The sequence below is a fragment of the Microbulbifer maximicatervae (SeqCode) genome (genome assembly GCF_052467225.1).
In genome coordinates, this window is sequence record NZ_CP174303.1 from 290492 (window position 1) to 317323 (window position 26832).

The 26832-nt window shown below is 54.7% G+C and carries 21 protein-coding genes; 4 read left to right on the forward strand and 17 right to left on the reverse strand.

What is annotated here, in order from left to right; all coding sequences use genetic code 11:
• Window positions 1-8: 8 nt before the first annotated feature.
• From hflX to ACJJIZ_RS01210, 7 genes are all read right to left on the reverse strand, one after another.
• A complete protein-coding gene (gene hflX / locus ACJJIZ_RS01180) occupies window positions 9-1319 on the reverse strand; it encodes a ribosome rescue GTPase HflX (protein WP_444914963.1) in 1311 nt (436 codons plus the stop codon).
• A 131-nt stretch (window positions 1320-1450) separates the two neighbouring features.
• Window positions 1451-1735: an RNA chaperone Hfq gene (gene hfq / locus ACJJIZ_RS01185; protein ID WP_020413623.1), complete on the reverse strand. Its 285-nt coding sequence runs from the start codon at window positions 1733-1735 to the stop codon at window positions 1451-1453.
• 191 nt (window positions 1736-1926) lie between these two features.
• Window positions 1927-2850 carry a tRNA (adenosine(37)-N6)-dimethylallyltransferase MiaA gene (gene miaA, locus ACJJIZ_RS01190; protein WP_413665829.1) on the reverse strand — a complete coding sequence of 308 codons (924 nt, stop codon included), beginning with the start codon at window positions 2848-2850 and terminating at the stop codon, window positions 1927-1929.
• Between the two features lie 70 nt (window positions 2851-2920).
• Window positions 2921-4807, reverse strand: coding sequence for a DNA mismatch repair endonuclease MutL (gene mutL, locus ACJJIZ_RS01195; RefSeq protein WP_444914964.1), 1887 nt, complete (start codon window positions 4805-4807; stop codon window positions 2921-2923).
• A 45-nt stretch (window positions 4808-4852) separates the two neighbouring features.
• A complete protein-coding gene (locus tag ACJJIZ_RS01200; protein ID WP_413664095.1) occupies window positions 4853-6163 on the reverse strand; it encodes an N-acetylmuramoyl-L-alanine amidase in 1311 nt (436 codons plus the stop codon).
• Between the two features lie 55 nt (window positions 6164-6218).
• Entirely contained in the window at window positions 6219-6713 is a 495-nt protein-coding gene (gene tsaE / locus ACJJIZ_RS01205) for a tRNA (adenosine(37)-N6)-threonylcarbamoyltransferase complex ATPase subunit type 1 TsaE (RefSeq protein ID WP_444911950.1), read from the reverse strand.
• Window positions 6713-8194 (reverse strand): NAD(P)H-hydrate dehydratase, encoded by a 1482-nt coding sequence (locus ACJJIZ_RS01210; RefSeq protein ID WP_444914965.1) that lies wholly within the window; start codon window positions 8192-8194, stop codon window positions 6713-6715. Before ACJJIZ_RS01210 ends, tsaE begins: the two co-directional genes overlap by 1 nt.
• A 134-nt stretch (window positions 8195-8328) precedes the next feature.
• Here ACJJIZ_RS01210 and queG point away from each other — a divergent pair, with 134 nt between their 5' ends.
• Window positions 8329-9438: a tRNA epoxyqueuosine(34) reductase QueG gene (gene queG, locus ACJJIZ_RS01215; RefSeq protein WP_413664092.1), complete on the forward strand. Its 1110-nt coding sequence runs from the start codon at window positions 8329-8331 to the stop codon at window positions 9436-9438.
• 13 nt (window positions 9439-9451) lie between these two features.
• Here queG and orn read toward each other — a convergent pair whose 3' ends face one another.
• Window positions 9452-9991: an oligoribonuclease gene (gene orn, locus ACJJIZ_RS01220; protein ID WP_444914966.1), complete on the reverse strand. Its 540-nt coding sequence runs from the start codon at window positions 9989-9991 to the stop codon at window positions 9452-9454.
• Between the two features lie 86 nt (window positions 9992-10077).
• Between orn and rsgA the strand changes: the two genes are divergently transcribed.
• The 3 genes from rsgA to asd are packed head-to-tail and all read left to right on the forward strand — an operon-like array spanning window position 10078 to window position 12798.
• Window positions 10078-11118, forward strand: a complete 1041-nt coding sequence (gene rsgA / locus ACJJIZ_RS01225; protein ID WP_444914967.1) for a small ribosomal subunit biogenesis GTPase RsgA — start codon at window positions 10078-10080, stop codon at window positions 11116-11118.
• Window positions 11115-11909 carry a sulfurtransferase gene (locus tag ACJJIZ_RS01230; RefSeq protein ID WP_444914968.1) on the forward strand — a complete coding sequence of 265 codons (795 nt, stop codon included), beginning with the start codon at window positions 11115-11117 and terminating at the stop codon, window positions 11907-11909. Before rsgA ends, ACJJIZ_RS01230 begins: the two co-directional genes overlap by 4 nt.
• Before the next feature lie 25 nt (window positions 11910-11934).
• Window positions 11935-12798: an archaetidylserine decarboxylase gene (asd, locus tag ACJJIZ_RS01235; RefSeq protein WP_444911946.1), complete on the forward strand. Its 864-nt coding sequence runs from the start codon at window positions 11935-11937 to the stop codon at window positions 12796-12798.
• Window positions 12799-12851: 53 nt separating this feature from the next.
• Here the strand turns inward: asd and ACJJIZ_RS01240 are convergent, their stop codons facing one another.
• From ACJJIZ_RS01240 to ACJJIZ_RS01280, 9 genes are all read right to left on the reverse strand, one after another.
• Entirely contained in the window at window positions 12852-14204 is a 1353-nt protein-coding gene (locus ACJJIZ_RS01240) for a cyclic di-GMP phosphodiesterase (RefSeq protein WP_444914969.1), read from the reverse strand.
• Between the two features lie 170 nt (window positions 14205-14374).
• Window positions 14375-15454, reverse strand: coding sequence for a uroporphyrinogen decarboxylase (gene hemE / locus ACJJIZ_RS01245; protein WP_108731435.1), 1080 nt, complete (start codon window positions 15452-15454; stop codon window positions 14375-14377).
• Between the two features lie 160 nt (window positions 15455-15614).
• Window positions 15615-17033 (reverse strand): glutamate synthase small subunit GltD family protein, encoded by a 1419-nt coding sequence (locus ACJJIZ_RS01250; RefSeq protein WP_282930294.1) that lies wholly within the window; start codon window positions 17031-17033, stop codon window positions 15615-15617.
• Window positions 17034-17053: 20 nt separating this feature from the next.
• The gene (gltB, locus tag ACJJIZ_RS01255) at window positions 17054-21502 is read right to left on the reverse strand and encodes a glutamate synthase large subunit (protein ID WP_444914970.1); all 4449 of its coding nucleotides are present in this window, start codon (window positions 21500-21502) and stop codon (window positions 17054-17056) included.
• Between the two features lie 343 nt (window positions 21503-21845).
• Entirely contained in the window at window positions 21846-22931 is a 1086-nt protein-coding gene (gene aroB / locus ACJJIZ_RS01260; protein ID WP_444914971.1) for a 3-dehydroquinate synthase, read from the reverse strand.
• Between the two features lie 67 nt (window positions 22932-22998).
• Entirely contained in the window at window positions 22999-23520 is a 522-nt protein-coding gene (gene aroK / locus ACJJIZ_RS01265; protein WP_444916175.1) for a shikimate kinase AroK, read from the reverse strand.
• On the reverse strand, window positions 23520-25685 hold the full coding sequence (locus ACJJIZ_RS01270) for a type IV pilus secretin PilQ (protein ID WP_444914972.1): 2166 nt from the start codon (window positions 25683-25685) through the stop codon (window positions 23520-23522). The genes aroK and ACJJIZ_RS01270 overlap by 1 nt, the downstream gene beginning before the upstream one ends.
• Entirely contained in the window at window positions 25685-26215 is a 531-nt protein-coding gene (locus ACJJIZ_RS01275) for a pilus assembly protein PilP (RefSeq protein WP_444914973.1), read from the reverse strand. The genes ACJJIZ_RS01270 and ACJJIZ_RS01275 overlap by 1 nt, the downstream gene beginning before the upstream one ends.
• On the reverse strand, window positions 26212-26832 hold the full coding sequence (locus ACJJIZ_RS01280; RefSeq protein WP_444914974.1) for a type IV pilus inner membrane component PilO: 621 nt from the start codon (window positions 26830-26832) through the stop codon (window positions 26212-26214). Before ACJJIZ_RS01280 ends, ACJJIZ_RS01275 begins: the two co-directional genes overlap by 4 nt.

Sequence of the window (26832 nt, forward strand, 5' to 3'; positions counted from 1 at the left end):
TACGACAACTACTCGGCAATGGGTTCTTCCAAAACCCATTCCGGCGCGTCATTGCCAGCAATATGTGGCGCCAGCAGACGCTGGAAATCACTACGCGGCAATAATATTTGCAATTCGCAGTCACCATTGTCGCGGTAGACTTCCGACTGCACCGCATTAATTTCAAATAGCTGCGCTCGCAGCCTGGACTGATGAGGCTTCACTACCAATTGCCCGCGCACCATTTGCTCGCCCAGGCGCACGGCAATAGCCTCAATTAAAAGTTCACAACCCGCACCTGTTACCGCAGAGAGCCAAACTGCCCGGGGTACACCTTGGTCATCCCGGTCTATACGCGGTTCAAAATCTGCCAGCAGATCAATTTTGTTATAAACGACCAGTTGCGGCAGTTCTGAAGCATCAATTTCCTCCAGAACCGTTTGCACCTCTTCCATCAGGTGTAACCGATCATCTGCCGCAGCGTCCACCACATGTAGAAGCAACGTCGCACTGGCGGCCTCTTCCAGGGTTGCCCGGAATGCCTCTACCAGTTTATGCGGCAAGTGAGAGACAAATCCCACCGTATCAGCCAATACCATGGCGCCAACATTGGGTAATTCAACCCTGCGCATGGTCGGGTCGAGGGTGGCAAACAATTGGTCCCTGACATAGACATCTGCATCGGTCAGGCGATTAAACAGGGTCGACTTGCCCGCGTTGGTGTAGCCAACCAGAGATACTGTGGCCATTTCTGCCCGGGAGCGCGCGCGGCGCCCCTGCTCCCGCTGGCGGCGTACCTTTTCCAGCCGCTTCTCGATGGAGTCTATGCGCGCGCGCAGCAGTCGCCGGTCTGTCTCCAACTGGGTTTCACCGGGCCCACGTAGGCCGATACCACCCTTTTGCCTCTCCAGATGGGTCCAGCCTCGCACCAGCCGCGTTGCCATATGGCGTAGCTGGGCCAATTCCACCTGAAGCTTACCCTCGTGAGTTCGCGCACGCTGGGCAAAAATATCCAGAATAAGCCCTGTGCGATCCAGCACCCGGCACTTTAATTCGCGCTCAATATTGCGCTCCTGACTCGGAGACAGGATGTGATCAAAGATAACCAGGGCGGCTTCCTGATCTTTGACCACCTGGCGAATCTCCTCCAATTTACCTCGGCCAACAAAGGTCTTTGGGTCTGGAGTGGCGCGCTGGCCGAAAATAAAACTGACAGGATCTGCTCCGGCAGATAGGGCCAACTCCTCAAATTCACGAGGGTCGTCGGGACTGTCGATGGCGGAGAGTTCTAGGTGTACCAGTACTGCGAGCTCACCGGATTCCGGTCGATCGAAAAACAATGGGAATTCTCTATTGCGAAAAGGGCGCGATAAGCCCTGACTGAGGTGACAACCGGCAAGCCCTGCAAGGGGCTCACCGAGCTGCTGGCGCCCCGGCAAAACGGGGTGCAGGTGAAATTGATACGGATCTTTTAGCTAAAGGATTCGCGCTCACCGCCTTCACCATTACCCTCGCCGCCGTGCTGGGCTGCGGGATTCAATAGCGGTACGCGCACTGCACGCGACGGAACAACCGTAGAAATGGCGTGCTTATACACCATTTGGCTCACAGTATTTTTGAGTAACACCACGAACTGGTCGAAGGATTCAATTTGCCCTTGGAGCTTGATGCCGTTTACCAGATAGATAGAAACCGGAATACGCTCTTTGCGCAATACGTTGAGGTAAGGGTCTTGTAAGCTGTGCCCTTTTGACATCTTTTTTCTCCTTGTCAAAAAGCTGAATGCGGTATGCAGGCCGCAATCGCACCCGCGAAGAGCGCGGATCAAAAAACGACTGAGGTTGAATACGCGTATAAGTAGTGTAGTAGCGAGCCGGAAAAGGCCGGACTCTGTGAAAACTGACTGAACGGGCTTGTCGTTTAATAGCCCAACCACGTTATGGATGCTTAAGCGAGAAATTTCAAGGCTTCTGCCAATATTTCGTCATTCTCACGCACCCCACCTTGCTCATCCTGAGTGTACAAAGTTAGCAGGTCTGGCCAGCGCCGCAGCCAGGTTAACTGGCGCTTGGCAAGCTGCCTCGTCGCCGCAATTCCAGCGGCCACCATATCATCGTAATCGGTTTGGCCTTGCAAGTGTTGCCAAACTTGCCGATATCCCACCGCGCGAATTGCCGGTAAGTCCTCGTGCAGGTCTCCCCGGTCCAGCAGGCCCTGGACTTCATCAATAAAGCCCGCCGCGAGCATCTTGCGAAAACGCAGTTCAATACGCTGGTGAAGCAGGGATCGATCGCGGGGCATAATGGCCATCTGACACACTTGGTACTGCTCCTGTATTCCCCCAGCTTCCTGCTCGCGACGCAACTGCGAAAGCGGAACACCGGTGAGGCGGTAAACTTCCAGCCCCCTTTCGATACGTACCGAATGGTTGGGATGTAGCTCAGCCGCCAACTGCGGGTCCACCTGGGCCAGCTCCGCATGCAGTGCAGGCCACCCTTCCCGCTCTGCGCGTGCTTCAATTTCTGCTCTCACCGCTGCATCCGCTTCAGGCAATTTTGCCATGCCTTCCAACAGAGCGCGGAAATACAACATAGTTCCGCCAACCAGTAATGGCACTTTACCAGCGGCGGTAATTTCTGCCATAGCTTCCAGCGCATCTTTGCGGAAGCGACCTGCCGAATAAGACTCAGACGGGTCACAGACATCGATCAAACGGTGAGGGTATGCAGCTAGCTCTTCTACTGAGGGCTTGGCCGAGCCGATATCAAGGCCTCGATATACGAGAGCAGAATCAACACTAATTAGTTCCACGGGCAAACGATCGGCGAGCGCCATGGCCAGATCCGTTTTGCCGGAAGCCGTTGGACCCATCAAGAAAATTACACGGGGCTTATCACCCGGCAAGCTGTTATTCAAACTACCACCCACTTCTGCCGCGTACCTATTGGCCGCGCATAAACCACTTATCCATATCTGCCAGTTTAACCTGGGTCCAGGTCGGGCGACCGTGATTGCACTGGCCACTGCGCTCCGTGCGCTCCATATCCCGCAGCAGAGCATTCATTTCCGGGATTGTCAGACGTCGGTTTGCGCGAACAGAACCGTGACAAGCCATTGTCCCCAGCACTTCGTTGATGCGCTCACCAATACGGGCGCTGTCGCCTTCGCCGAGCAGGTCCGAGAGTACATCGCGCACAAGCTGTTCCACTTCCGCGCCGTGCAGCATTGTGGGTACCTGGCGCACCAGTAAGGTCTCCGGACCGGCCCGCTGCAATACGAAACCAAGCGCGGTAAACACCTCGCTGCGCTCCTCGAAGCAGTCCGCTTCCCGCTGGCTGACAGCCAGACTCACTGGAACCAGGAGGGGCTGAGCCTGAATTCCACCGGCCGCATAAGCCACTTTCATCTGCTCATAGACAATGCGCTCATGGGCAGCGTGCATATCGACAACAACCATCCCATGCTCGTTTTGCGCGAGAATATAGATTCCATGCAACTGCGCCAGAGCAAAGCCCAGCGGCGGCACTTCGGATTCGCTTTCAATGCCCGCACCGGCCCCTATGGTCGTCCCGGAAGATGCTTGGGGCACGGGCACTGGCCGGCTGGTAGGAGCATCCTGCGGCTGTTGTGTCGCCGGGGATGAGTCCTGATACGGTTGGTGCAGAGCGCCGTAAGCATTCATCTGCTCGCGCAAATTTGAGGGCGAGGGACGATTGCTGAGTGGCATTTTATGCTGCCCGGCAAATTCACCGGCCTGCAAACCCGTGACCCGTTCCTGGCGCTCCTGCTCTGGCTCGCTTTCTGTTTCCTCTTTCTGCCCCGGGCGCACATCCGCCAGGGCCCGGTGCAAACTGCCAAACAGGAAGTCGTGTACCAGGCGACTATCGCGAAAACGCACTTCGTGTTTGGTCGGGTGCACATTCACATCGACGGAAGCCGGGTCCAGCTCCAGATAAAGTACAAATGCCGGATGGCGACCATGGTACAAAACATCGGCGAACGCCCGGCGCACCGCGTGGCTGACCACCTTGTCGCGAATAGCCCGGCCATTGACATAAAAGAATTGTAAGTCGGCTTGGGAGCGCGAGAATGCGGGTTCCGCAACCCACCCCCACAGGCGCAGGCCGCTGCGCTCCACATCGATATGCAGCGCATTCTGCATAAACGCCGGCCCACACACCTGGGCGACACGGCGCTCCATTTCCACCCGCCCGGTGCCCGCACGCAGATTATGCACACCCTTGCCGTTGTGGCGCAGGCTGATAGAGACATCAAATCGGGACAGCGCCAAGCGCTTAATCGTCTCGTCAATGCGATTGAATTCTGTTTTTTCTGTGCGTAGGAATTTCCGCCGAGCGGGCGTATTGAAGAACAGATCGCGCACATCCACCGTGGTGCCACGGGGGTGAGCCGAGGGCGCGAGCTGCGCCTGCATGTCGCGGCCCTCCGCACTTACCTGCCAACCCTTGCCACTTTCATCGCGGCTGCTGGTCAATGCCAGGCGCGCCACCGAGGAAATACTGGCGAGGGCCTCACCGCGAAAGCCCAGGGTGGCCACCGCCTCCAGATCTTCCAATGCATGAATCTTGGAAGTCGCGTGGCGGGCCAGGGCCATTGGCAGGTCTTCCCGCTCTATGCCCTTGCCGTTATCGCGCACTTTCATGCGCTTGCTACCACCGCCGTCCACATCGACCTCTAGCCGTGTAGCGCCCGCATCCAGGCTGTTTTCCAGCAACTCCTTGATTACTGATGCTGGGCGCTCAACTACCTCACCAGCTGCAATCTGGTTGGCGAGGCGGGGAGAGAGTTGCTGGATTTTATCGTGCATGAATCTGGCCTGTTAATGCTGCAAGGACCGCTCGACACTGAGGTCTCAGCCGGAAGGAATACTCAGGGTCTGCCCCACTCGAATCACGGAGTTCTTGATGCCATTCGCTCTCATCAGGGCGGCGACGGAGATATTATATCGCGCCGCGATACCCGAAAGGGTCTCCCCGCGAGCGATAACGTGGTTGCGAGACTTATCGCTCTGGTTGGCGGCGAGCCAGGTATCCGCCGGGGGGCGGCTCTTAAAGTGCGCCACTATACCGTCACTGAGCTTTTGCGCCAGCTTGCGCTGGAAACTGGGATCGCGCAGGCGTTTCGCTTCCTGGGGATTGGTAATAAAACCCGTCTCCACCAAAATTGAAGGCACATCCGGCGAACGCAGCACCGAGAAATTGGCCTGCTCCACCTGTTTTTTGTGCAGGTGAGTGACGGTGCCAATCTGTGACAGCACACTGGCGCCGATATCCAGGCTGGCATTCATGGTGGCAGTCATGGAGAGGTCGAGCAATACGCCGGCAAGGGTGTCATCCTTATCGCCTAGGCTCAAACTGCCGGCACCACCGATAAGATCGGACTCGTTTTCCCTCGCGGCCAAAAAGCGGGCGGTTTCACTGGTTGCGCCCCGGGAGGAGACCGCATAAACCCCGGCGCCACGGGCATCTTTACGGGTAAAGGCATCGGCGTGGATCGACACAAAAAGGTCCGCACGCATATTGCGCCCAATTTTTACCCGTTCCCGCAAAGGAATATAGTAATCCCCTGTACGCACCAGTTTGGCGGTAAAGCCCTTCTCACCGTTTATCTTTTTGTGCAGCTGTTTGGCAATCGCCAGCACCACATCCTTTTCCCGCAAGCGACCGGGACCGGAAGCCCCGGGGTCTTCCCCGCCGTGCCCTGCATCAATAGCGACAATGATATTGCGTTCACTACTGACCTGCTCCAGCGTCTTCTCGCTGCCTTTAACCTCGTCATAAAGGTCGATCACCAATCGATCCGGCAGGTTTTCATGGCGCCGCAAAGCAAAGCTGCGCGGATTGGCCTGCTGCTTTAGGTCCAATACAACCCGTAGATCTTTTTTATTCTGACGGGCATGGCGCACCCGGGCGATCGGCGTCTTGTCCAGATCCAACTTGTCCAGCTCAGCCTTCAACTCGGTATCAGAGAGGTCGACAACCACCCGGTGGGGGTCCTTGAGGGTAAATAACTTGTGCTCTGCCGGGTCGCTTAAATCAAAAACCAGACGCGTATGGTCGGGTGCTCTCCAGACGCGCACACCTTCCACTTGCGTCGCAGAAGCCGGCAGGAAAACTGCCAACCACAGCGCGACAACTAACAGAGACCGCCACATAAAACTCATTACTTCCCAGCCCCTTTGCTTATTGGTATCAGTATTTCCCTGTGTTCAGGCGTTTTCAGGATGCTCGCAGCAGCTTTTGCAGCAGGTCTATTACGCGCTCACCCTCGGGCGAGTGCGCAATTAACCTGAGCTGGCGACCACTTTCCGGTACTTCCAACTCAACTTCCAAGTCTGGATCGGGCAATATGCCCTCGCCCCGCTCGGGCCACTCTACAAGACTCAAACTCTGCGCAGAGAAATAATCCCGCACCCCCATAAACTCCAACTCTTCCGGGTCACCCAGACGATAGAGGTCGAAGTGGTAAACCCGGTGAGCCTCGAGTTCGTAGGGTTCCACCAGGGTGTAAGTGGGGCTCTTTACCGCACCCTCGTGCCCAAAGGCCCTCAGTACCCCCCGACAGAAAGTTGTCTTTCCCGCACCCAGCTGGCCATTTAAATACAGCGTCAGCCCCTGTTGCAGGCCCGCCGCGAGACAGGCCTGCCCGAGCAAGTTGCCGCCGGATGCGGTGGCTGCTTCATCAGCCAAATGTAATTTCAATTCACTCGCCATCAATCTACCAAACGTCTAATCCAGGGCAATAAGTCCGTAGCGAGTAATCCCCGCATACCCTCTTCGGCAGCGCGATTACCCGCCTCTCCGTGTAACCACACCGCCAGTCGGGCAGCCTCCACCAGCGGCAAGTGCTGGCCAATCAATGCTGCAACAATACCGGTGAGGAGGTCTCCCATACCACCGGAAGCCATGCCCGGGTTACCGCTGTTGATCAGGTCAACACCACCATCATGTGCAATCAGGGTGCCGGCGCCTTTTAATATCACCACGCCACTGAATTTTTGCTGAACTGCAATAGCAGCTGCGCACGGATCGGCGAGCACCTCGGCGGTATCACAACCCAGAAGGCGGGCGGCTTCCCCCACATGTGGGGTTAACACCCAGTCATCCCGCCGGACCCCGGCCAGAACCCGGCCCTCAGCGAGAATATTCAATGCATCGGCATCTACGACCAAGGGCGCCTCAGCTCGGCCGGCTCGCGCCAGCAGCTGCTCACTCCAGGGGGAGCGCCCCAAACCGGGGCCCACTGCAATTACGCTGGGGCCTTCGAGCAGCGGTTCCAGCTCCTGCCCGGAAATCACCGGATGAGCCATCACTTCCGGACTGCGAGTTAACGCTGCGGACAAATGCTCAGGGCGGGTCGCCAGGGAAATCAGCCCGGCTCCACAGCGCGCTGAGGATTGCGCAGCCATCAATGCAGCACCGCCAAATCCGGTATCACCGCCGACAACCAAAATATGGCCAAACTGGTTTTTAAAGCTATCGGCGGCACGCGCTGACAGGCGGCGGATGGCATCAGCCTCGTAACGCATAGCCAAAGGCTCAACTGCTCGGTAGGCAGCCTCAGGTGCCCCCAAGCCTTCGAAAATTACCTCTCCGCAAAGCGCCGGGCCGCGACCGCAGTAGAGCCCCATTTTGCGGCCGATAAAAGTCACCGTTATATCGGCACTGACCGCCTCGCCGGCACTGCCGGTATCGGCACTCAGACCGGAGGGGATATCCACAGCCAACACCGGGCCAGGGCTTTTGCGGATTCGCTCAACCGCATGCGCCACGCCGGAGCGCAGCTCACCGCTAAAGCCCGTTCCCAGCAATGCATCCACAATCAGTGTATTGGCATCCGCCGTATCCAGTTCTGCGAGAGAGTTCACCACCTGGACACCTTCCCGGCAGGCGTACTCATAGGCCTCCCAGGCATCGCCACTCAGGTGCTGAGGATCGGTACACGCATAAACGGTGACCGGGATTTTCTTTTGCGCGGCGAGGGCGGCAATCACATAGCCATCCCCACCGTTGTTCCCACCACCGCAGAAAACCTGGAGGCGGCCGATCTCCGGCCAGTGCCTGCGTAGATGTGAAAAAGCCGCGCGACCGGCGCGCTTCATCAGTTGAATGGAGGGGATTTCCAGTGCAGCAATCGTCTGTCGATCCAGCTCACGTACCGACTCGGCACTGTATAGAGGTTGAGGCGTGTCCATGCAGCTCCCGCGATGTGGTCAAGAATTCATCTGTGGCAAAATAGGCAATTACATCGCCATCGTTTGCGCCAACCGCAAAGTATACCGCCCCGGCCAGGCATTGTGCTTGCAGGGAATATCGAGCCGCTTTATCTATGACCGAATCACTGCTCGCCGACTTAGCCCAACAGATCAAAATTTGGGGCAGAGAACTGGGCTTCCAACAAGTGGGTATTACCGATTGCCAGCTGGAGGAGGAAGGGGAACGCCTGCGCGCCTGGATTGATGCGGGCTATCACGCTGACATGGACTGGATGGGCGCTCACGGTGAGAAACGCTGGCGCCCCGAATTATTGGAGCCGGGAACACTGCGGGTAATCAGCGTGCGTCTGGACTACCTGCCGCCGGACACCCAGCCGATTAAAGTGTTGAAGGATTCGAGTAAGGCCTATGTATCCCGCTATGCGAATGGCCGCGATTACCATAAGTTGATCCGCAAACGCCTGGCCAATCTATCAAAGCAAATTGATACCTATTGCGCCGAGCGGGGCATTGAATCGAAAGGTCGGGCTTTTACCGACAGCGCCCCGGTAATGGAGAAGGCCCTGGCAGCCAAGGCCGGCCTGGGCTGGATTGGTAAAAATACTCTGGTACTGAATTCGACCGCCGGCTCTTACTTTTTCCTCGGCGAAATCTACACCAACTTGCCACTCCCCATAGATATCAGCGAGGAGCATGATCAGTGTGGCGACTGTGTCGCCTGCCTCAGGGTTTGCCCTACCGATGCCTTCATCGATGACCGCACCCTGGATGCGCGGCGCTGCATCTCCTACCTCACTATTGAAAACAAAGGCCCAATCCCTGAGGAATTTCGCGAGCCCATCGGCAACCGAATATACGGCTGTGACGACTGCCAGATAGTGTGCCCCTGGAATAAATTCGCCAAGCCCACCAAGGAAAAAGATTTTCATCCCCGACACGGACTGGACAATGGTGAGCTACTGAAGTTGTTTACCTGGAGCGAAGAGGAGTTCCTGCGCAAGACTGAGGGTTCGGCCATTCGCCGAATCGGCCACGAGCGCTGGCTGCGCAACCTGGCTGTTGCCTTAGGCAATGGGGAGGCCACGCCCGAAGTCATCAATACCCTGGAGAGTGCGCGCGCCGGCGCCACGCCCCTGGTTCTGGAGCATATCGATTGGGCGCTGGAGCGGTTGCGCAGCGGGCGCAGGCGCAAGCGTAAAATCAAACGCAAGCCCGCTGGCTAATCGGGAGTGGGGGTCAGAGGCGGAAAAAAGTCTCGCGGTAGTGGCGCAATTCCTCAATAGAATCGCGGATATCGTCGAGCGCCAAATGGCTGCTGTGTTTTTTAACTCCACCCAAAACCTCCGGGCGCCAGCGACGAGCCAATTCCTTCACCGAGCTGACATCCAAGTTGCGATAGTGGAAATAGGACTCCAACTCCGGCATATATTTCACCAGGAACCGGCGATCCTGGCCGATAGAGTTGCCACACATGGGAGATGCTCCCTCAGGGACCCACTGTCGCAAGAACTCCAGGGTCTCCCTCTCCGCGTCCCTTTCGGAAATACTGGATTCTTTGACCCGAGCTACCAGCCCGGAACCACCGTGCTGTTCGGTATTCCATTCATCCATTGCATCTAGCAAGGCATCGCTCTGGTGAATGACCATTGAGGGACCCTCGGCGAGAATCTCCAGGCGTGAATCCGTCACGACTGTGGCAATTTCAATAATGCGCTCTTTGTCCGGATTCAGGCCTGTCATCTCCAGGTCAATCCAGATCAGGTTGTTCTGATCCACAACGGGTCTCCTCAAACTTTCCGCGCAAGTTACCGCAACTACCCTGCAATAGCTATAATCCGCCGCTAGTCTCCAGGTGCTAGTGCATGAGTAAACGCAAATTAAATCGCCGCCAACAGTGGCGTATCAACAAAATCCAGCAGGAACGTGAAGCCCGCGCCCGCAAGCGTGAGCAATCTGCCGAAGAGGCCCTGGAAGAGGGGCAACTGGAGCAGGAACAGATCGGCCTGGTTATCGCCAACTATGGCACACAGGTTTTAGTGGAGAGCGAGAGTGATCCGAGCCTGCGCCAGCGCTGCCATTTGCGCGCCAATATCGAAACCCTGGTGACCGGCGATCGCGTTGCCTGGCACCCTGCCAGCGAAGACAGCGATGGGGGCATTGGTGTTATCGGCGCGCGCCTGCCGCGCAATTCCGAGCTGCAAAGACCCGATCGCTACGGCGACCTGAAAACTGTTGCAGCCAATATCGATCGCATATTGATCGTTATCGCCCCTTACCCCGAACCTTTTGCCAATGCCATAGACCGCTACCTGGTAGCCGCAGAGACCACCGGCATAGCACCCATGCTGCTGCTCAACAAAACCGACCTGATTGATGAGCGTAATCGCGATTCACTGGAGGAGCTACTTGCCCCCTACCCGGAGCTCGGCTACCCGGTTTTACGGTTATCTACCAAAACTGGCGAGGGCCTGCCGGAGCTGCTGGAAACCCTTGCACAGGGATGTAGCGTTTTTGTAGGGCAGTCCGGGGTGGGCAAGTCATCCCTGGTCAACGCACTGCTTCCCAGTGCCGGCGCCCGCACCGGTGCTCTATCAGAGGCAACCCAAAAGGGGACTCACACCACCACTGCGGCGGAACTGTTTCACCTGTCCAGTGGGGGTGATCTGATAGACTCCCCCGGGATTCGCGAGTTTGGACTCTGGCATATGGAGGAGGCCGCTCTACTGGAAGGTTTTGTCGAATTCCGACCATTTATCGGGCACTGCCGCTTTCGCGACTGCCGCCACCAGGGCGAACCCGGTTGCGCTATCCAGAAGGCACTGACCGATGGAAAAATTAGCGAGCGTCGCATGAATAGTTTTCTGCATTTGCGCAACAGCCTGGAATCGGAGAACAAGTTTTGAAACTGATCATCGAAGCGGAAGAGCTCGCGACTCAGCTTGAGCGCGAAGAACTGCTGATTGTAGACCTCAGCTCACCCCACAATTACCTCAACGGCCATATTCCAGGTGCTATTCATCTGCCGTTCCAGGCGCTGATGGCTGGCACCGCGCCCGCACCGGGCAAACTTCCCGGTATCGAACAGCTGACCCAGATTTTTCAAGCTATCGGCTTGAAGCCGGAACAACATGTGGTCGCCTGTGATGACGAAGGTGGCGGTTGGGCTGGGCGCTTTTTGTGGACCTTGGAAATGATAGGCCACCGCAATTACAGCTACTTGAATGGTGGCATGTTGGCCTGGCGAGGCGCCGGCCTTCCTCTCACTACCGAGGCACCGGATATTGAGCCGAGTGATATTCAAATCACCGTCAACAGCACAGCTGCGATGGACGCCCAGCAAATCCAGGATCAACTGGGCAATGATGAATTCCTTGTTTGGGATGCTCGCTCACCCCAGGAATATCGCGGTGAGCGGGTCCTGGCCATGAAGGGCGGTCATATCCCGGGAGCAATCAATTGCGAGTGGACCCAATTGATGGATCCGCAAAAAGATCTGCGCATTAGATCTGATGCCCGCGAATTCCTCGCTGCACAGGGAATTGATAGCTCTCACAAGATTGTCACCCACTGCCAAAGCCATCACCGCTCCGCTTTTACCTGGTTAGTGGGCAAGTCCCTGGGATTTGATATTCGCGCTTATCCAGGCTCCTGGAGTGAGTGGGGCAATTTGCCCAATACTCCGATACAGCAGTAGATACATTGAGAAAAGACGTAGATTTATGAACCCTAAACTTTTTGCCGCCCTGCAATACCTAACGCCGCAGCACGCACTCTCCCGCGCTGCCGGCTGGTTGGCGAATACAGAGCTCAAGTGGATCAAAGATCCTTTCACCCGCTGGTTTGTTGAAAAGTACGGCGTGGATATGCAGGAGGCCAAAGAGAGCGACTGCACTGCCTACCGCACCTTCAATGATTTCTTCACCCGCGAGCTGGTAGACGGAGCCCGTCCCATTATCGAAGGGCAACACACCCTCGCCAGCCCTGCCGACGGCGCCATCAGCCAGCTGGGCCAGATCCATAACGGCCGTATTTTCCAGGCTAAAGGTCACGACTACAGCCTGGTTGAACTGGTGGGCGGTGATCCCAAGGTAGCGGCGCAATTTAATGACGGGCACTTCGCCACTGTGTATCTGTCACCGAAGGATTATCACCGTGTGCATATGCCCATGGCCGGCACCCTGCGCAGCATGACCTATGTGCCCGGACAACTCTTCTCTGTAAATACGGTAACTGCAGAAAACGTTCCGCGCCTGTTCGCGCGCAACGAGCGTCTGGTCTGCGTATTCGATACGGAAGCAGGCCCCATGGCAATGATCCTGGTGGGTGCAATGATTGTCGCCGGTATCGAAACCGTTTGGGCCGGACAAGTCGCTCCTATCCAGCGCAAAGTCATCAACACAGATTATCTGGATAAGGCACCCATCCACTTGGAGAAAGGTGAGGAGATGGGACGCTTTAAGCTGGGCTCTACCGTCATTATGCTATTTGGCGCAGACCAGGTGAGCTGGCTCGACCAGCTGGAAGCCGAGTCGCCCGTGCGCATGGGTGAGCATTTCGGTAATTTATTATCCGGCAAGGACTGATATTAGTAAGGGACAGCGGCAGTTTTAACTGCCGCCTCTGAAAAAGAGAACGTTTATTTTGTCAGGCGCGTCAGCAGCTGCCCCAGTCGGCCACCGCGGAATAAATAATTGTCGCGAATATTCGCCGCATCCACCTGGGGGTAAGCTCCGGGTTCTATATCCCTGAGGATACTGACCTTTTCCTCGACACTCATCTTGCCACGCTCGATAAGCTTCTGTTCTCGATCCTCAACTTCAGCCAAGTCACACAGGCGAGGCCTGCTGAGCGTTTGTTTTTGCCCATCGAGAACGATCATTACCTTTGGTCGCAAGCGCCGGTCGTAGGTCTGTTCCACGACCACGCCGACTTCTCCGGTGGACAACTCTACCTGAGTACCCGTGGGATAGAGGCCAATAGCCTGGATAAACTCCACCACCAGCTGTTCTTGATAGGCAATACCCCGCAGGTCATATAACTTGGCAACTGCCCGGGATGGCGCTACCGGCTCACTGGAACCTCTTGGGTTAGTGGCTTCATCATAGAAAGTCACTATTCCGCACATGCGCGCCAACACTGAAATCCTGTCACCGCGCAAGCCCTCAGGGTAACCACTACCATCATGACGCTCGCAGTGGGCACTAATGACTTCGATAACCTTCGGATCTATTTGTGGGTCTGCCGACAGCATCTTGACGCTATGCTGCACAAACTTTCGATACTCCAATTCACTGCGCGGGTCGCGCTGCTTCATCTGCAGCACTTCCCCGTCGATAGCCAGCTTGCCTACATCCTTCAGCAGGGTAGCCACCCCGAGCTTTAGTAAATCACTTCGTGAAAGACCGATATGGCGGCCGAATAGCACCGCCCAAATACTGGCACGTACCGAGTGACTATAAGTGTGCTCATCCTTATCTCGCACACGAGCCAGCCAGGCAAACGCATCGGGACTGCGCAACACACTTTCTACTAAATCCTCAACGACTTGGTTGACCTGCTTTACCGGTATGGGCCTGTTGTTAGCGACAAGCCCCATCACTTCACTCATACCATAGAGGATCTGGCCGTGAAGCTTGCGCGCATTACTGGCTTCCCGTTGCGCCGGCTGCGGAGGGGGGTATTTTTTATGGGAAACAGTGACAGGCTTACAGGGGATAGTGACCGCTGTGCGGCCAGAAGAACGACCCCTTGCGGAAGTGTCGCTGCCTCCGAGCAATCGGCGCAGGGTAACACCGGCACTACCGACAGTTTTGTGGACATCGACATAAACAAACCGGCAGTATTTCTGTAGCTGGCGGATTTCTTCCAAATCGCGGATATAAAAACCCTGCAGCGCAAATGGAGTGCGTGTCCAAGGCCTGTCGAGCTTGGAGACAAACATGCCGCGCTGTAAATCACCGACAGAAATTTTTGCTTGTTCGATTGCCACTGGGGAAGGTGCCGACAACTGTAGTTAACGCTAAAAAGCTGCCCAGAAAGACCCCGTGGCGTAAAATCCTCGGTCCTCTGGGCAAGCTCACCTTTATATCATGGAGAGATATTAAGGTTCACCCGCCCAAAGTGAGACTGCATTCACAGACTCAGAGATCAGTGACCCGTTTAGGCGTGATATTGGGCTGACAGCTCTACCACAGCTTCAATCATGGCTCCAGCATGTTTCGGATCTACCTTGGGGGTAATTCCGTGACCTAAATTGAAAACGTGGCCACTACCCTGACCAAAAGACTTCAAAACAGCCGCCACTTCTGTGCGAATTCGTTCGGGACTCGCATAGAGAACAGCTGGATCCAAGTTGCCTTGCAGGGCCACCTTGTCTCCCACTCGGGCGCGGGCACTGCCAATGTCTGTCGTCCAATCCAAGCCCAGGGCGTCAGCGCCAGTATCAGCCATTGCTTCCAACCACTGACCACCTCCCTTAGTGAACAGGATGGCCGGCACTCGACGACCGTCGACTTCTTTAATCAGCCCCTGGAGAATTCTCTGCATATATTTCAGGGAGAATTCACGGTAAGCACTGTGGCTGAGTGCCCCGCCCCAGGTATCAAAGATCTGTACGGCCTGGGCTCCAGCGCGAATCTGGGCGTTCAGGTAATCGGTAACAGAGTCGGCCAGCACCGTGAGTAACTGGTGCATCAGCTCAGGGCGGTTGTAGAGCATTTCCTTACAGCGGGCAAAATCCTTGCTGGAGCCACCTTCAACCATATAAGTCGCCAGCGTCCAGGGGCTGCCGGAGAAGCCGATAAGCGGCACGCGACCATTCAACTCGCGGCGGATGGTGGACACGGCATTCATCACATAGTCCAAATCCTTTTCGCTGTTCACCACTTCCAGGGCTTCGATATCAGCCGCCGTGCGCAGGGGCTTGTGGAACTTCGGGCCCTCTCCTTCAGAGAAATAGAGGCCCAGGCCCATGGCATCGGGAATAGTCAGGATATCGGAAAACAGAATGGCGGCGTCCAGCGGGTAGCGCTCCAGAGGTTGCAGCGTTACCTCACAGGCCAGCTCAGTATTGCGGCACAGATCCATAAAGCTGCCAGCTTCGGCGCGGCTGGCTCGATATTCCGGCAGGTAGCGCCCCGCCTGTCGCATCATCCACACGGGCGTTCGATCCACTGGCTGGCGCAGAAGGGCGCGAAGAAAGCGGTCGTTTTTCAATTCGGACGGTTTGGTATCAGACATAGGCACACCGAGCGGGCTAAAAAAACGGGCATTGTACAGGGGCTTGGCCGCTATACACAGGGTGGCAAAGATATTGCGAGGTGCCTATTGGGACTGGCACAAATGTGCACGGAATAATTGGGCAGTGAGGGACCGTGCCCCCACTGCAAATCAGAAACGATTAAATATCCAGGTAATCGAGAATACCTTCACCGGCCTGGCGCCCTTCCCAGATAGCGGTCACTACCAGGTCGGAGCCGCGCACCATATCGCCGCCGGCAAACACCTTCTCATTGGAGGTCTGGAATTTGTATTTTTGTTTTTCTGGAGCGACGACGCCACCCCAGTCGGCAACTTCAATATTGTGCTGCGGAAACCACTCCGCCGGGCTGGGACGGAATCCAAAGGCCACCAGAACGATATCCGCCGGGATAATTTCTTCAGAACCGGGCACCACCTGAGGGCGACGGCGGCCGTTTTCATCGGGCTCACCGAGCTCCGTAGTAACCACTTTAACCCCGGCCACCTTGCCATCTCCAACGATCTCAACCGGCTGGCGATTGAACAGGAACTGTACGCCCTCTTCCTTGGCATTGGCCACTTCCCGACGTGAGCCGGGCATATTTTCCTCATCGCGGCGGTAGGCACAGGTTACGCTCTTAGCACCCAATCGAATCGAGCTGCGGTTACAGTCCATGGCGGTATCACCACCACCGAGAACCACCACGCGCTTGCCCTCAACCGAAACAAATTCGGAAGCATCGCGCTCCCAGCCCATATTGCGATTTACGTTGGCAATCAGGAATGGCAAAGCATCGTGAACACCGGGCAGATCTTCACCGGGGAAGCCGCCCCTCATGTAGTTGTAAGTGCCCATCCCCATAAAAACAGCATCGTAGTCATTGAGCAGCTGCTCAAAACTGATGTCCTTACCCACCTCAGTATTGAGACAGAACTCAACGCCCATCTCAGTAAACACTTCCCGGCGCTGCTGCATTACCGACTTCTCCAGCTTGAACTCGGGAATACCAAAGGTAATCAGGCCACCAATTTCCGGGTGCTTGTCGAACACCACCGGCTGCACGCCATTGCGTACCAAAATATCAGCGCAGCCCAGCCCAGCCGGGCCGGCACCAATCACCGCTACTCGTTTACCCGTTTTCTCAACATGGCTTAAGTCCGGGCGCCATCCCAGGGCGAAGGCTGTATCAGTAATGTACTTTTCCGCATTGCCGATGGTGACCGCACCAAAGCCATCATTGAGGGTACATGCGCCCTCACAGAGGCGGTCCTGGGGACACACCCGGCCACAGACTTCCGGCAGAGTATTGGTTTCGTGGCAGAGTTCAGCTGCCTCAATAACATTGCCCTCGCTGATCAGCTTCAACCAGTTGGGAATGTAGTTGTGTACCGGGCACTTCCATTCGCAATAGGGGTTGCCGCAATCCAGGCAGCGGTGCGCCTGGCTGGCCACCTGTCGCTCGCTGAAAGGCTCATAAATTTCAACAAACTCGCCGGTGCGGGTGATGATGTCCTTCTTCGGCGGATCGATGCGACTTACGTCGATAAACTGGAAGTCGTTGTTCAGTCTGTCTTTCATACTGTTTCTCCACCCCGCCTTTATTCGCCGCGCTTGCGCACGTCGGAAAGAAGATCTGCAAGGCTCGCCGCCTTTGGTTTAACCAGCCAGAAACGGCTCAAGTAATCATCGAAGTTATCCAATAACTCGGCACCCCAGGCGCTCTGGGTCTCCGCCGCATACTCTTCGATAACTTCGCGCAGGTGACTCTGGTGTGGCTCGAGAATTTCGCTGCTGATTCGGCGCAGCTCGATCAACTCATGGTTGCAGCGATCGAAGAAATCCCGCTCCATATCCAGGACATAGGCGAAACCACCGGTCATACCGGCGCCGAAGTTAAATCCGGTGCGCCCGAGAACCGCGACCATACCCCCGGTCATATATTCACAGCAGTGATCTCCAGCCCCTTCGACTACCGCAAAGGCACCGGAGTTACGCACGGCGAAGCGCTCACCGGCACAACCCGCCGCAAATAACTTGCCGCCAGTGGCACCGTAGAGACAGGTATTGCCGACAATACTGGTTTCCTGGGAGGCGAATGAGCTACCTTGCGGCGGTCGTATAACCAGCTTGCCGCCGGCCATGCCCTTACCCACATAGTCGTTGGCATCGCCATCCAGATACATATCCAAACCACCGGCATTCCACACACCGAATGACTGGCCGGCGACCCCTTTGAGGCGCAGTTTCACCGGAGCTTCAACCATGCCCTGGTTACCGTAGCGCTTGGCGATCTCACCGGACAGGCGCGCCCCCAGGGATCGGTCACAGTTGGTCACGTCGTAGCTGAACTCGCCACCTTTAAAGCCTTCGATGGTAGGCAGGATATCCGCCACCATCCGCTCCGCCAGTTCACCCTTATCCCAGGGATCATTCGTCGCGGACTGACAGGTTTGCGGCTTGCTGTCCAACAGCTCATCCGTATGTAATAGAGGCGCGAGATCCAGCTTTTTCTGCTTGTCAGTTTCGCCATCCAGTACGCGCAGCAAGTCCACACGCCCCACCAACTCTTCCAGGCTGCGCACCCCGAGCTTGGCCATCCACTCGCGGGTCTCCTCGGCGACAAAACGGAAGAAGTTCATCGCCATTTCTGCGGTGCCGATATAGTGCTCGTCACGCAGGTCCTTCTTCTGGGTGGCGATACCGGTGGCACAGTTATTCAGATGACAGATGCGCAGATACTTACAGCCGATCGCCACCATGGGTGCCGTTCCAAAGCCGAAGCTCTCTGCACCGAGAATTGCCGCCTTAATCACATCGAGGCCGGTTTTCAGCCCCCCATCGGTTTGTACCCGAACCTTGCCGCGCAGATCATTGGCACGCAAGGTCTGGTGGGTTTCCGCCAATCCCAGCTCCCAGGGCGACCCGGCATAGCGAATCGAGGTAATTGGGCTGGCTGCTGTGCCGCCGTCGTAGCCGGAGATGGTGATCAAATCCGCATAGGCTTTGGCAACACCCGCAGCAATGGTGCCAACCCCAGGCCGCGATACCAGTTTTACCGAGACCAAGGCATCGGGATTGACCTGTTTTAGGTCGTAGATCAACTGCGCCAAATCCTCGATGGAATAGATATCGTGATGCGGCGGCGGGGAAATCAGGGTCACGCCGGGCACCGAATAACGCAGCCGCGCGATTAATTCGTTGACCTTGCCGCCGGGCAGCTGGCCGCCTTCACCGGGCTTGGCGCCCTGGGCTACCTTAATTTGCAATACCTCGGCATTTACCAGGTAGTGCGGTGTTACGCCAAAACGACCGGAGGCAATTTGCTTAATCTTGGAGACTTTATCAGTGCCAAAACGGGCAGGATCTTCACCGCCCTCGCCACTGTTTGAACGCCCACCCAGGCGATTCATCGCTTGGGCCAGGGATTCATGGGCCTCGGGGGACAGGGCCCCCAGGGACATGGCCGCCGTATCAAAGCGACGCAAAATCTGCTCTGCCGGCTCCACATCTTCCAGAGCTACCGGTTCGATGTTCTCCTTGAAGTCCAGCATATCCCGCAATGTCGCCACCGGGCGCTGGTTAACCAGCTCCGCGTAGTCCCGCCACGCGGCATAGTCACCGGTGCTGGCAGCGCGCCGCAGGGTAGTCACCACATCCGGGTTAAATGCGTGATACTCCTGGCCGTAGACAAACTTGTGCAGGCCGCCGGGGGAAACAGGTTTGCGGGCTTTCCAGGCAATTTCAGAGCGGGCCGCCATATCGGCTTGCAGCTCGGGGAAGCCGGCACCTTCTATGCGAGTGGGCGCTCCGGGGAAACACAGGTCCACCACATCCTTGGAAATACCCACCAGCTCGAACAGCAGTGCGCCGCGATAAGAGGCAACGGTGGAAATGCCCATCTTGGACAGGATCTTTAACAGGCCCTTGATAATGCCGTTGCGGTAATTTTTCTGCGCCTCAGCGGCATCCAGCAGCAATTCACCGGTATCGATCAGGTGATTGATAATGCTGTAGGAGAAATACGGGTGTACTGCGGTGGCACCGACACCAACCAAACAGGCCAACTGATGTGCATCGCGGGCGCTGGCGGTATCCACCACAACATTGGAGTCACAGCGCAAGCCCGCATGTACCAGGTGGTGGTGCACCGCGCCCGTCGCCAGCAGTGCATCGATTGGCAAGTGCCCCTCGCGAATATCGCGATCGGACAGCACTACAATCACAGCCCCCGCCCTCACCGAGGCCTCAACTTTGGCGCAGAGCTGTTCAATCGCCGACTTGAGATCCTGTTCAGCGGGGTCGTAGTTCAGGTCGAAGATCTCCGCTTCGAAGCCCGGGCGATCAAGTGATAAGAGTGCCGTGTACTTCATATGGGAAAGTACTGGCGAAGACAGGATTACCCGGTCCGCGTGCTCTGGAGTTTCCTCAAATACGGATTTCTCTCGACCCAGGCAGGTTTCCAGGGACATCACCACAGTTTCCCGCAGGGGGTCAATTGGCGGGTTGGTTACCTGGGCAAACTGCTGCCGGAAGTAGTCATAGAGCGAGCGGTTGTAACGGGACAAAACCGCCATCGGCGTATCATCGCCCATTGAACCGACTGCTTCCTGGCCCGCCTCAGCCATGGGCCGGACGACTTTGTCGCGCTCTTCCAGGGAGGAACTGAACAGCTTTTGGTAGACCTTGAATTGCTGGTGGGAGAAGTTGTTGTCCACCGGCGCAGTAACCAAAGTAGAGCGGATACGGCGTGCCTTATCCTTGAGCCAACGCTTATAGGGCTGTGCCCGCTTGAGCATATTATCGATGTCAGCGGTGTGGTAGAGCTTGCCCTCTTGGGTGTCCACCGACAGTATCTGCCCCGGTCCAAGGCGGCCCTTAGCCACAACATCTTCAGGGGCATAGTCGTACACGCCCACCTCGGAAGCCACAGTGATCAGGTCATCCTTGGTAATCACCCAGCGTGAGGGGCGCAAGCCGTTGCGGTCCAGGGTACACACGGCATAGCGGCCATCCGTCATCACCAATCCAGCCGGCCCATCCCAGGGCTCCATATGCATGGAGATATATTCGTAAAAAGCGCGGAGGTCCGCATCCATTCCTTCAACATTTTGCCAGGCCGGCGGCACTAGCATGCGCACGGCCCGGTGCAGCTCCATGCCGCCCGCCAACAGCATCTCCAGCATGTTGTCCAGGCTGGAGGAATCGGAACCCTCACGGTTAACCAGGGGCACCAGCTCATTCAGCTCTGGAATCAGGTCAGTGGCAAATTTACTGGTGCGGGCAACAGACCAGTTGCGATTGCCGGTAATAGTGTTGATCTCGCCATTGTGTGCCAGCAAGCGGAATGGCTGAGCCAGGGGCCAGCGGGGCATGGTATTGGTAGAAAAGCGCTGGTGGAAAACACAGATCGCGGTTTCCAGGCGCGGGTCGGCCAGTTCTGGGAAAAACTTAGGCAGATCAGCCGGAATCATCAGGCCTTTGTAGGAGAGGACACTGGTTGAAAGGCTGGCGATATAGACTTCGCTACTTAAGCGCAACTCGGCTTTGCGACGGGCCACATACAGACGGGCATTGAATTTCGCCTCGCCGAGGGGCTCGTCCGCATCGTTGATCAGCAGTTGCTCAAAATGCGGAAGGCAATCCCGGGCAATGGGGCCCAGGCATTCCGGGTTGGTCGGTACGGTGCGCCAGCCGACAGTCTTTAAGCCCTGAGCTTCCAGCTCAGCTTCGAGAATTTGTCGGGCTTTATCGGCCTCGGCGTGATCCAGTGGGAGCATGATCGATCCCACTGCGTAGGTTGCTGTCAGCTCAGCACCAAACAGGGTCTTGGCTTCTGCGCGGAGGAAAGCATCCGGCTTTTGTAGCAAAAGACCGCAACCATCACCGGTTTTACCATCGGCGGCAATACCACCCCGGTGGGTCATGCAAGTGAGGGATTCAATGGCCGTCTGCACTAACTTGTGACTTGCCACACCGTGCAAATGAGCGATCAGACCAAAACCGCAGTTGTCCTTAAACTCATCCAACTGATACAGACTGCTACCCATAGAATTCCTCGTCGCTATCGATTGGGGGACCACTGGCGCTTAAAAAAAAGAAGTGCCTGTTATGGGCGAATGTCACTTTAAGCTTCGCGCTACGCTCTCCTGCGGTCCCTTGGAAAAAGATCCCGAGATAAAAAAAGCCCTCTGCTGGGGCTTTTTTTGTTGTTATTGGCGGTTTTTTGCCCCGCCTTTCCTTTCGGGGGGGCGCAATATTACTTGTCCAACACTACATTTTCAACTTTTAGCAGTGTATTAGTCTGTCAAATCAAACAAAACCAAACTTATCTTCTAGCAGCTAACCTTTCTGGTACTCAGTCCTATTATTTAGACAATAAGAGCAGGGTTATCACTCGGCACCACAGTTTTTCAGTGCATTTATAATCATTTTTCTGGGGGTATCATCGATAATAATTGCTTCTCCCAGTGCCTTTAGCAGCACCAAACGCAATTTTCCGTCCAGCACCTTCTTATCCACCTGCATTACTTGGAGGAATTCATCGGTTGTCATGCCCTGCGGTGCCTGCTGCGGCAAATCAGCCGCCTCTAGCATCGCTCGCAACCGTTCCACCAGCTCTGCATCGATATCTCCGCGCAACCTGGATAACTCCAGCGCCATAACCATTCCGGCGGCAACGGCCTCACCATGTAACCAACTGCCATACCCCTGCACTGCCTCAATAGCATGGCCGAAGGTATGGCCAAGATTCAGTATCGCCCTACGACCACTCTCGCGTTCATCACTGGCAACAACATTCGCCTTGTCAGCACAGCAGCGTTCAATGGCGTAAGCCATTGCATCGGGCTCCCGCGCCAATAACTTTTGTAAATTCTCCTCGATCCATTCGAAGAATGGGCTGTCACAGATCAATCCGTATTTAATGACCTCGGCGAGGCCTGCGGAAAATTCACGTGCGGGCAATGTGGCAAGGGTATCGGTATCCGCAAGGACAAGGCGGGGCTGGTGGAAGGCGCCAATCATATTTTTACCAAGGGGATGGTTAACGCCGGTCTTTCCCCCAACAGAGGAGTCAACCAAAGACAGCAGGGTAGTCGGTACCTGGATAAAGTTAACCCCGCGCTGATAACAGGCTGCAGCAAAACCGCACATATCTCCAACGACACCACCGCCCAACGCGATTAGTGTCGTAGTGCGGTTGTGACGCTTTTCCAGCAGCACATCAAAAATTCGATTCACTGTGTCGAGTGATTTAAAAGCTTCACCATCGGGAAGCTTGACAACATCCACTTTATCGAGCCCTTTTAGCCCTTCCAATAATGTCGCCAAATAAAGAGGAGCAATAGTTTCATTGGTAACAATGCAAACTTGCCGGCCTTTAATGTAAGGGAGGATATATTGCGGGTCACCGAGCAAACCTGAACCAATAATTATCGGATAACTACGCTCGCCGAGTTCTACGTTAAGGCTTTGCATACTGCTCTCAATCCCCTAGTGCTTATCTCAACAGAAGTGAGACGCACTTTAGCACAGACGCTTGGGACTAATCGGACAGCAGGCTGCCTAAGTGTTCTGCGACCAGAAGGGATGCTTGTTTGGGGGAGAGGTCATTAGTGTCGCAAATAATATCTGCAACCTCACGATACAGAGGCTCGCGTTCCTGTAAAATTTCCGCAATACGCTGACGGGGGTTGGGTACACGAAGCAATGGGCGATTGGTATTCTTAGAAGTGCGCTCCAAGAGCTGATCGATATTGGCCTGCAAATAAACTACATGGCCATATTTTTGTAGCTGCCGCCGATTCTCCTCGAGCAAAACTATTCCGCCACCGGTACCGATAACCTGGCACTCACCCTGGCAGAGCTCTTCCAATATTTCACTCTCACGACGGCGAAATCCCGCTTCGCCTTCCACATCAAAAATCCAGGGAATATCCGCACCAGTGCGCTCTTCCAGCACTTTGTCGGTATCGGCAAAAGGCAGCTGCAATTGAGCTGCCAACAACTTGCCGATAGTAGACTTGCCGGCCCCCATGGGGCCGACCAGGAAAATAGAGCGGGTGATCACTTAGAGTAAAAAGCCTCATCTTCAAGAATACGCGGTGTGATAAACATCAGGATCTCACGTTTATCGTCCGTGCGTATAGTCTTTTTGAACAAGTTGCCTAGATAGGGGATATCGCCCAACAACGGAACTTTAGATACTCCCTCAACAACATTACTTTCAAATACCCCCCCCAGGACGATCGTCTCACCGTTTTGAACCAACACCTTGGTTGCCAGAGTATTTACATTGATTGAAGGTACTAGCCCACCGCCTACAGTGACATACTCACCCACACTATTTTGTTCAAGGTTTAGGTTCATAATAATATTGTTATCTGGAGTAATCTGCGGAGTCACATTGAGTTCCAGTACAGCTTCGCGGAACGTAATAGAAGCAGCGCCAGAAGAGGTCGCCTCCAAATAAGGGATCTCAATACCCGATTGAATAACGGCTTCCTGTTTATCGCCCGTAACAACTTTTGGTTGTGAAACAACTTCTGCTACACCGATATCTTCAAGCGCAGACAGTTCCAGGCTCAAATAAAAATCATTTTTTAGAATGGCGTAAGCAATACTCCCCGCTGGGTTACTTACTCCAAGATCCACCAAGAGTGGGTCAAACTCACCGGTTAAACTACCAAGCGCAGTGCCATCATCCAAAGCTAGGCTACCAGAGCCAACGCCCGTGGCATCATCAGAAAGCTCAGAGCTACCTACATAATCCCACTGAACGCCTAATTCTTTTTGAAAGTCGCTGTTGGCGGTAACAATTCGAGCCTCGATCATCACCTGGCGAATAGGAATATCGATAACCTCTATTAGCTCTCGAAATTGGGCAATCTTGTCCTCTGTATCAGTTAGGATAATTGTATTGGTTCGCTCATCAACAATGGCACTACCACGAGGGGAAAGGATACTTATCTGCTGATTGGTGCTACCTCCACTACCTCCAGCAACACCTTCCGCTCCAGCCTGTCCCGAGAATAGATTAAAGATTTCACCAGCATCAGCGTAACGCACGCTAATAAACTCTGTAAGTAAGGGGGCTAGCTCCTGCAACTGTTTACGCGTCTCAAGTTCCTGGCGCTCCCGCTCAGCTATTTCTGCCGCCGGTGCCACCATGATAACGCTGCCTTCCTGACGTTTATCTAGCCCCTTCGCTTTAAGGATTAGAGCCAACGCCTGATCCCATGGTACACCGTCAAGGCGCAGAGTTATTCTGCCCTGCACTGTATCACTAGCAACCAAATTAAGATCGGTAAAATCGGCGATAACCTGCAGGACGGAACGGACCTCAATATCTTGGAAGTTGAGGGACAACTTCTTCCCATTGAACTGAAATTCCTTCTCCTTCTCACGAATCTCTTGTGCAGATAAAGGCTTAATACTCAATACATACTCTGTATCAGCTTGATAGGCCAAGTAATCATATTCAGTATCATTGGGATCAACTGCAACTACCGTGTTGCGCCCATCATAGTCCACAGTAATATTATTTACTGGGGTGGCGAAATCAGTAACATCTAGTCGCTGACGCAATGACTCAGGTAAGTCCGCGCCTAAAAATGTTAGATAAATTTTACCGTTAGTCCGTTCAACATCGATATTAACTGCAGGATCATTAAGGCTAACAATAACCTTGCCTTCTCCTTCCTCCCCTCGACGAAAATCCACATTATTTACTGCAATGCTTTCCGACCGCTGAAACTGCTTTTCACCGCCGAGGTTCAAGCCACTATCGTGTTCAACTATATTCTGAACTGGACGATCACGCTCAGAAGACTCTGCACCAATTACTACAACCAACTGGTTACCTTGTCGCTCACTCGAATAAGCGGGAAGCTGATCAAGGTTTACTATGAGACGAGTGCGATCTTCACCGGAAACAATAACCGCACTTCTAGCGGTGCCGATACCTAGAGAATACTTCTTCTGCGGTAGAGCGCTCTCTACACCGGCAAAGTCTAAAACAATTCGAGCTGGTTGCTCTATCGTGTAACCGGTAGGTTCTGGAGGTACATCATTAAAAGTTAAGCGCAGTTGAACTCGGCTACCTGGCAATTCTGCAAACTGTATGTCATTAAGCTTGTTTACCTGGGCATTAGAAGCTATTGGAAACAGCAATAAACCAAGTAGCAGTAACTGAACCCGAGCCATTAAATGGGCAAACCGTTTTCCGTTCATTATCCGTTGTCCCTCTCTTCCAACGCCAGAGCCCGCGGCCGCTCAATCCAGCCTCCGGTACCATCAGGTATAATCTCAAGAATATCTAACTGGGTGCTTGTTGCATTCACAACGCGACCATGATTCTTACCAAGGTAATTGCCCACAGTAATCCGGTGAATCCCACCAGCACCATCGTTAATCAGTGCCCAGATTTGACCTTCACGAGCTAAACTGCCAACCATCGATAAGAGGTCAATGTTAATTCCCTCCAATAGTTCACGCTGCCGAGTCAGGTCTGGAGCAATATCTAATTTTCGCCCTACTATTCGCTGCTCAGACTCCAATACCGGACGGGTAAAAGGGCTACGCCTTGCAGCAGCGGTATAAACATAAGGGCTGTAAGGTGTAAAAGTGGGGATTGGTTCTATCTGTCCTTTAGGCTTGCGCTCAATGGCAGCCATCCTCTCGCGCAACTCACTTTGATCGGTATTTAGGCTACAACCAGAAACCAGCGATAGGGCAATCAGTATAGGTAGGTATTTTATCATCCCTCTTCACCCTGATCCTTGTACCGGTAGGTTTTTGCATTAATGATCATATTGAGAAGCCCTCCATCACCACGTTCAGTGGAGATTTCAAAGTCATGAAGGGTAACGATTCTGGGCATTCCAGCTATACCACTAATGAAAGCTCCAAACTCGTGATAACTTCCTTGAACTTCTATCCTAATAGGTAACTCTACGTAAAATTCACCTACCCTCTCTTGCTCTAACTCAACTTTGCTAATTGTAAGGCCACTACCACTACCATACTCGTCAATATCCTCGAGCAAGCCTGGAACCTCTGTATCTTTCGGCAGTTGTTTTAGTAAAGCGCCGAAGGTTTCTTCCATCTCAAACAGTTGGGCCCTATAAGCCTCAAGATTTGCAGCCTCAAATTGCTTTTTCTCAAACTGACTAAAGAGATCTGACTCTTTATTTACGGAGAATTCAAGCTTGCTATAAATATCTTTAATCAGAAAATAATAACCAGCACCGATTACCAGTGCCGCACTAAGTACCAAAACAGCAATTCGCCCAGATAGAGGCCAAACACCTATCCGAGTAAGATCAATATCATTGAAGTCAATTTCATTAAGCTGTCTTACAGTATCTGCCAGTGCCAT

What these genes read in the sequence shown, in the direction of transcription:
- hfq (WP_020413623.1), bottom strand. Translation starts at nt 1,735, where the DNA reads ATGTCAAAAGGGCACAGCTTACAAGACCCTTACCTCAACGTATTGCGC.
- miaA (WP_413665829.1), bottom strand. Translation starts at nt 2,850, where the DNA reads ATGGGTCCAACGGCTTCCGGCAAAACGGATCTGGCCATGGCGCTCGCC.
- mutL (WP_444914964.1), bottom strand. Translation starts at nt 4,807, where the DNA reads ATGCACGATAAAATCCAGCAACTCTCTCCCCGCCTCGCCAACCAGATT.
- ACJJIZ_RS01200 (WP_413664095.1), bottom strand. Translation starts at nt 6,163, where the DNA reads ATGAGTTTTATGTGGCGGTCTCTGTTAGTTGTCGCGCTGTGGTTGGCA.
- tsaE (WP_444911950.1), bottom strand. Translation starts at nt 6,713, where the DNA reads ATGGCGAGTGAATTGAAATTACATTTGGCTGATGAAGCAGCCACCGCA.
- ACJJIZ_RS01210 (WP_444914965.1), bottom strand. Translation starts at nt 8,194, where the DNA reads ATGGACACGCCTCAACCTCTATACAGTGCCGAGTCGGTACGTGAGCTG.
- queG (WP_413664092.1), top strand. Translation starts at nt 8,329, where the DNA reads ATGACCGAATCACTGCTCGCCGACTTAGCCCAACAGATCAAAATTTGG.
- rsgA (WP_444914967.1), top strand. Translation starts at nt 10,078, where the DNA reads ATGAGTAAACGCAAATTAAATCGCCGCCAACAGTGGCGTATCAACAAA.
- asd (WP_444911946.1), top strand. Translation starts at nt 11,935, where the DNA reads ATGAACCCTAAACTTTTTGCCGCCCTGCAATACCTAACGCCGCAGCAC.
- hemE (WP_108731435.1), bottom strand. Translation starts at nt 15,454, where the DNA reads ATGTCTGATACCAAACCGTCCGAATTGAAAAACGACCGCTTTCTTCGC.
- ACJJIZ_RS01250 (WP_282930294.1), bottom strand. Translation starts at nt 17,033, where the DNA reads ATGAAAGACAGACTGAACAACGACTTCCAGTTTATCGACGTAAGTCGC.
- gltB (WP_444914970.1), bottom strand. Translation starts at nt 21,502, where the DNA reads ATGGGTAGCAGTCTGTATCAGTTGGATGAGTTTAAGGACAACTGCGGT.
- aroB (WP_444914971.1), bottom strand. Translation starts at nt 22,931, where the DNA reads ATGCAAAGCCTTAACGTAGAACTCGGCGAGCGTAGTTATCCGATAATT.
- ACJJIZ_RS01270 (WP_444914972.1), bottom strand. Translation starts at nt 25,685, where the DNA reads ATGAACGGAAAACGGTTTGCCCATTTAATGGCTCGGGTTCAGTTACTG.
- ACJJIZ_RS01275 (WP_444914973.1), bottom strand. Translation starts at nt 26,215, where the DNA reads ATGATAAAATACCTACCTATACTGATTGCCCTATCGCTGGTTTCTGGT.
- ACJJIZ_RS01280 (WP_444914974.1), bottom strand. Translation starts at nt 26,832, where the DNA reads ATGGCACTGGCAGATACTGTAAGACAGCTTAATGAAATTGACTTCAAT.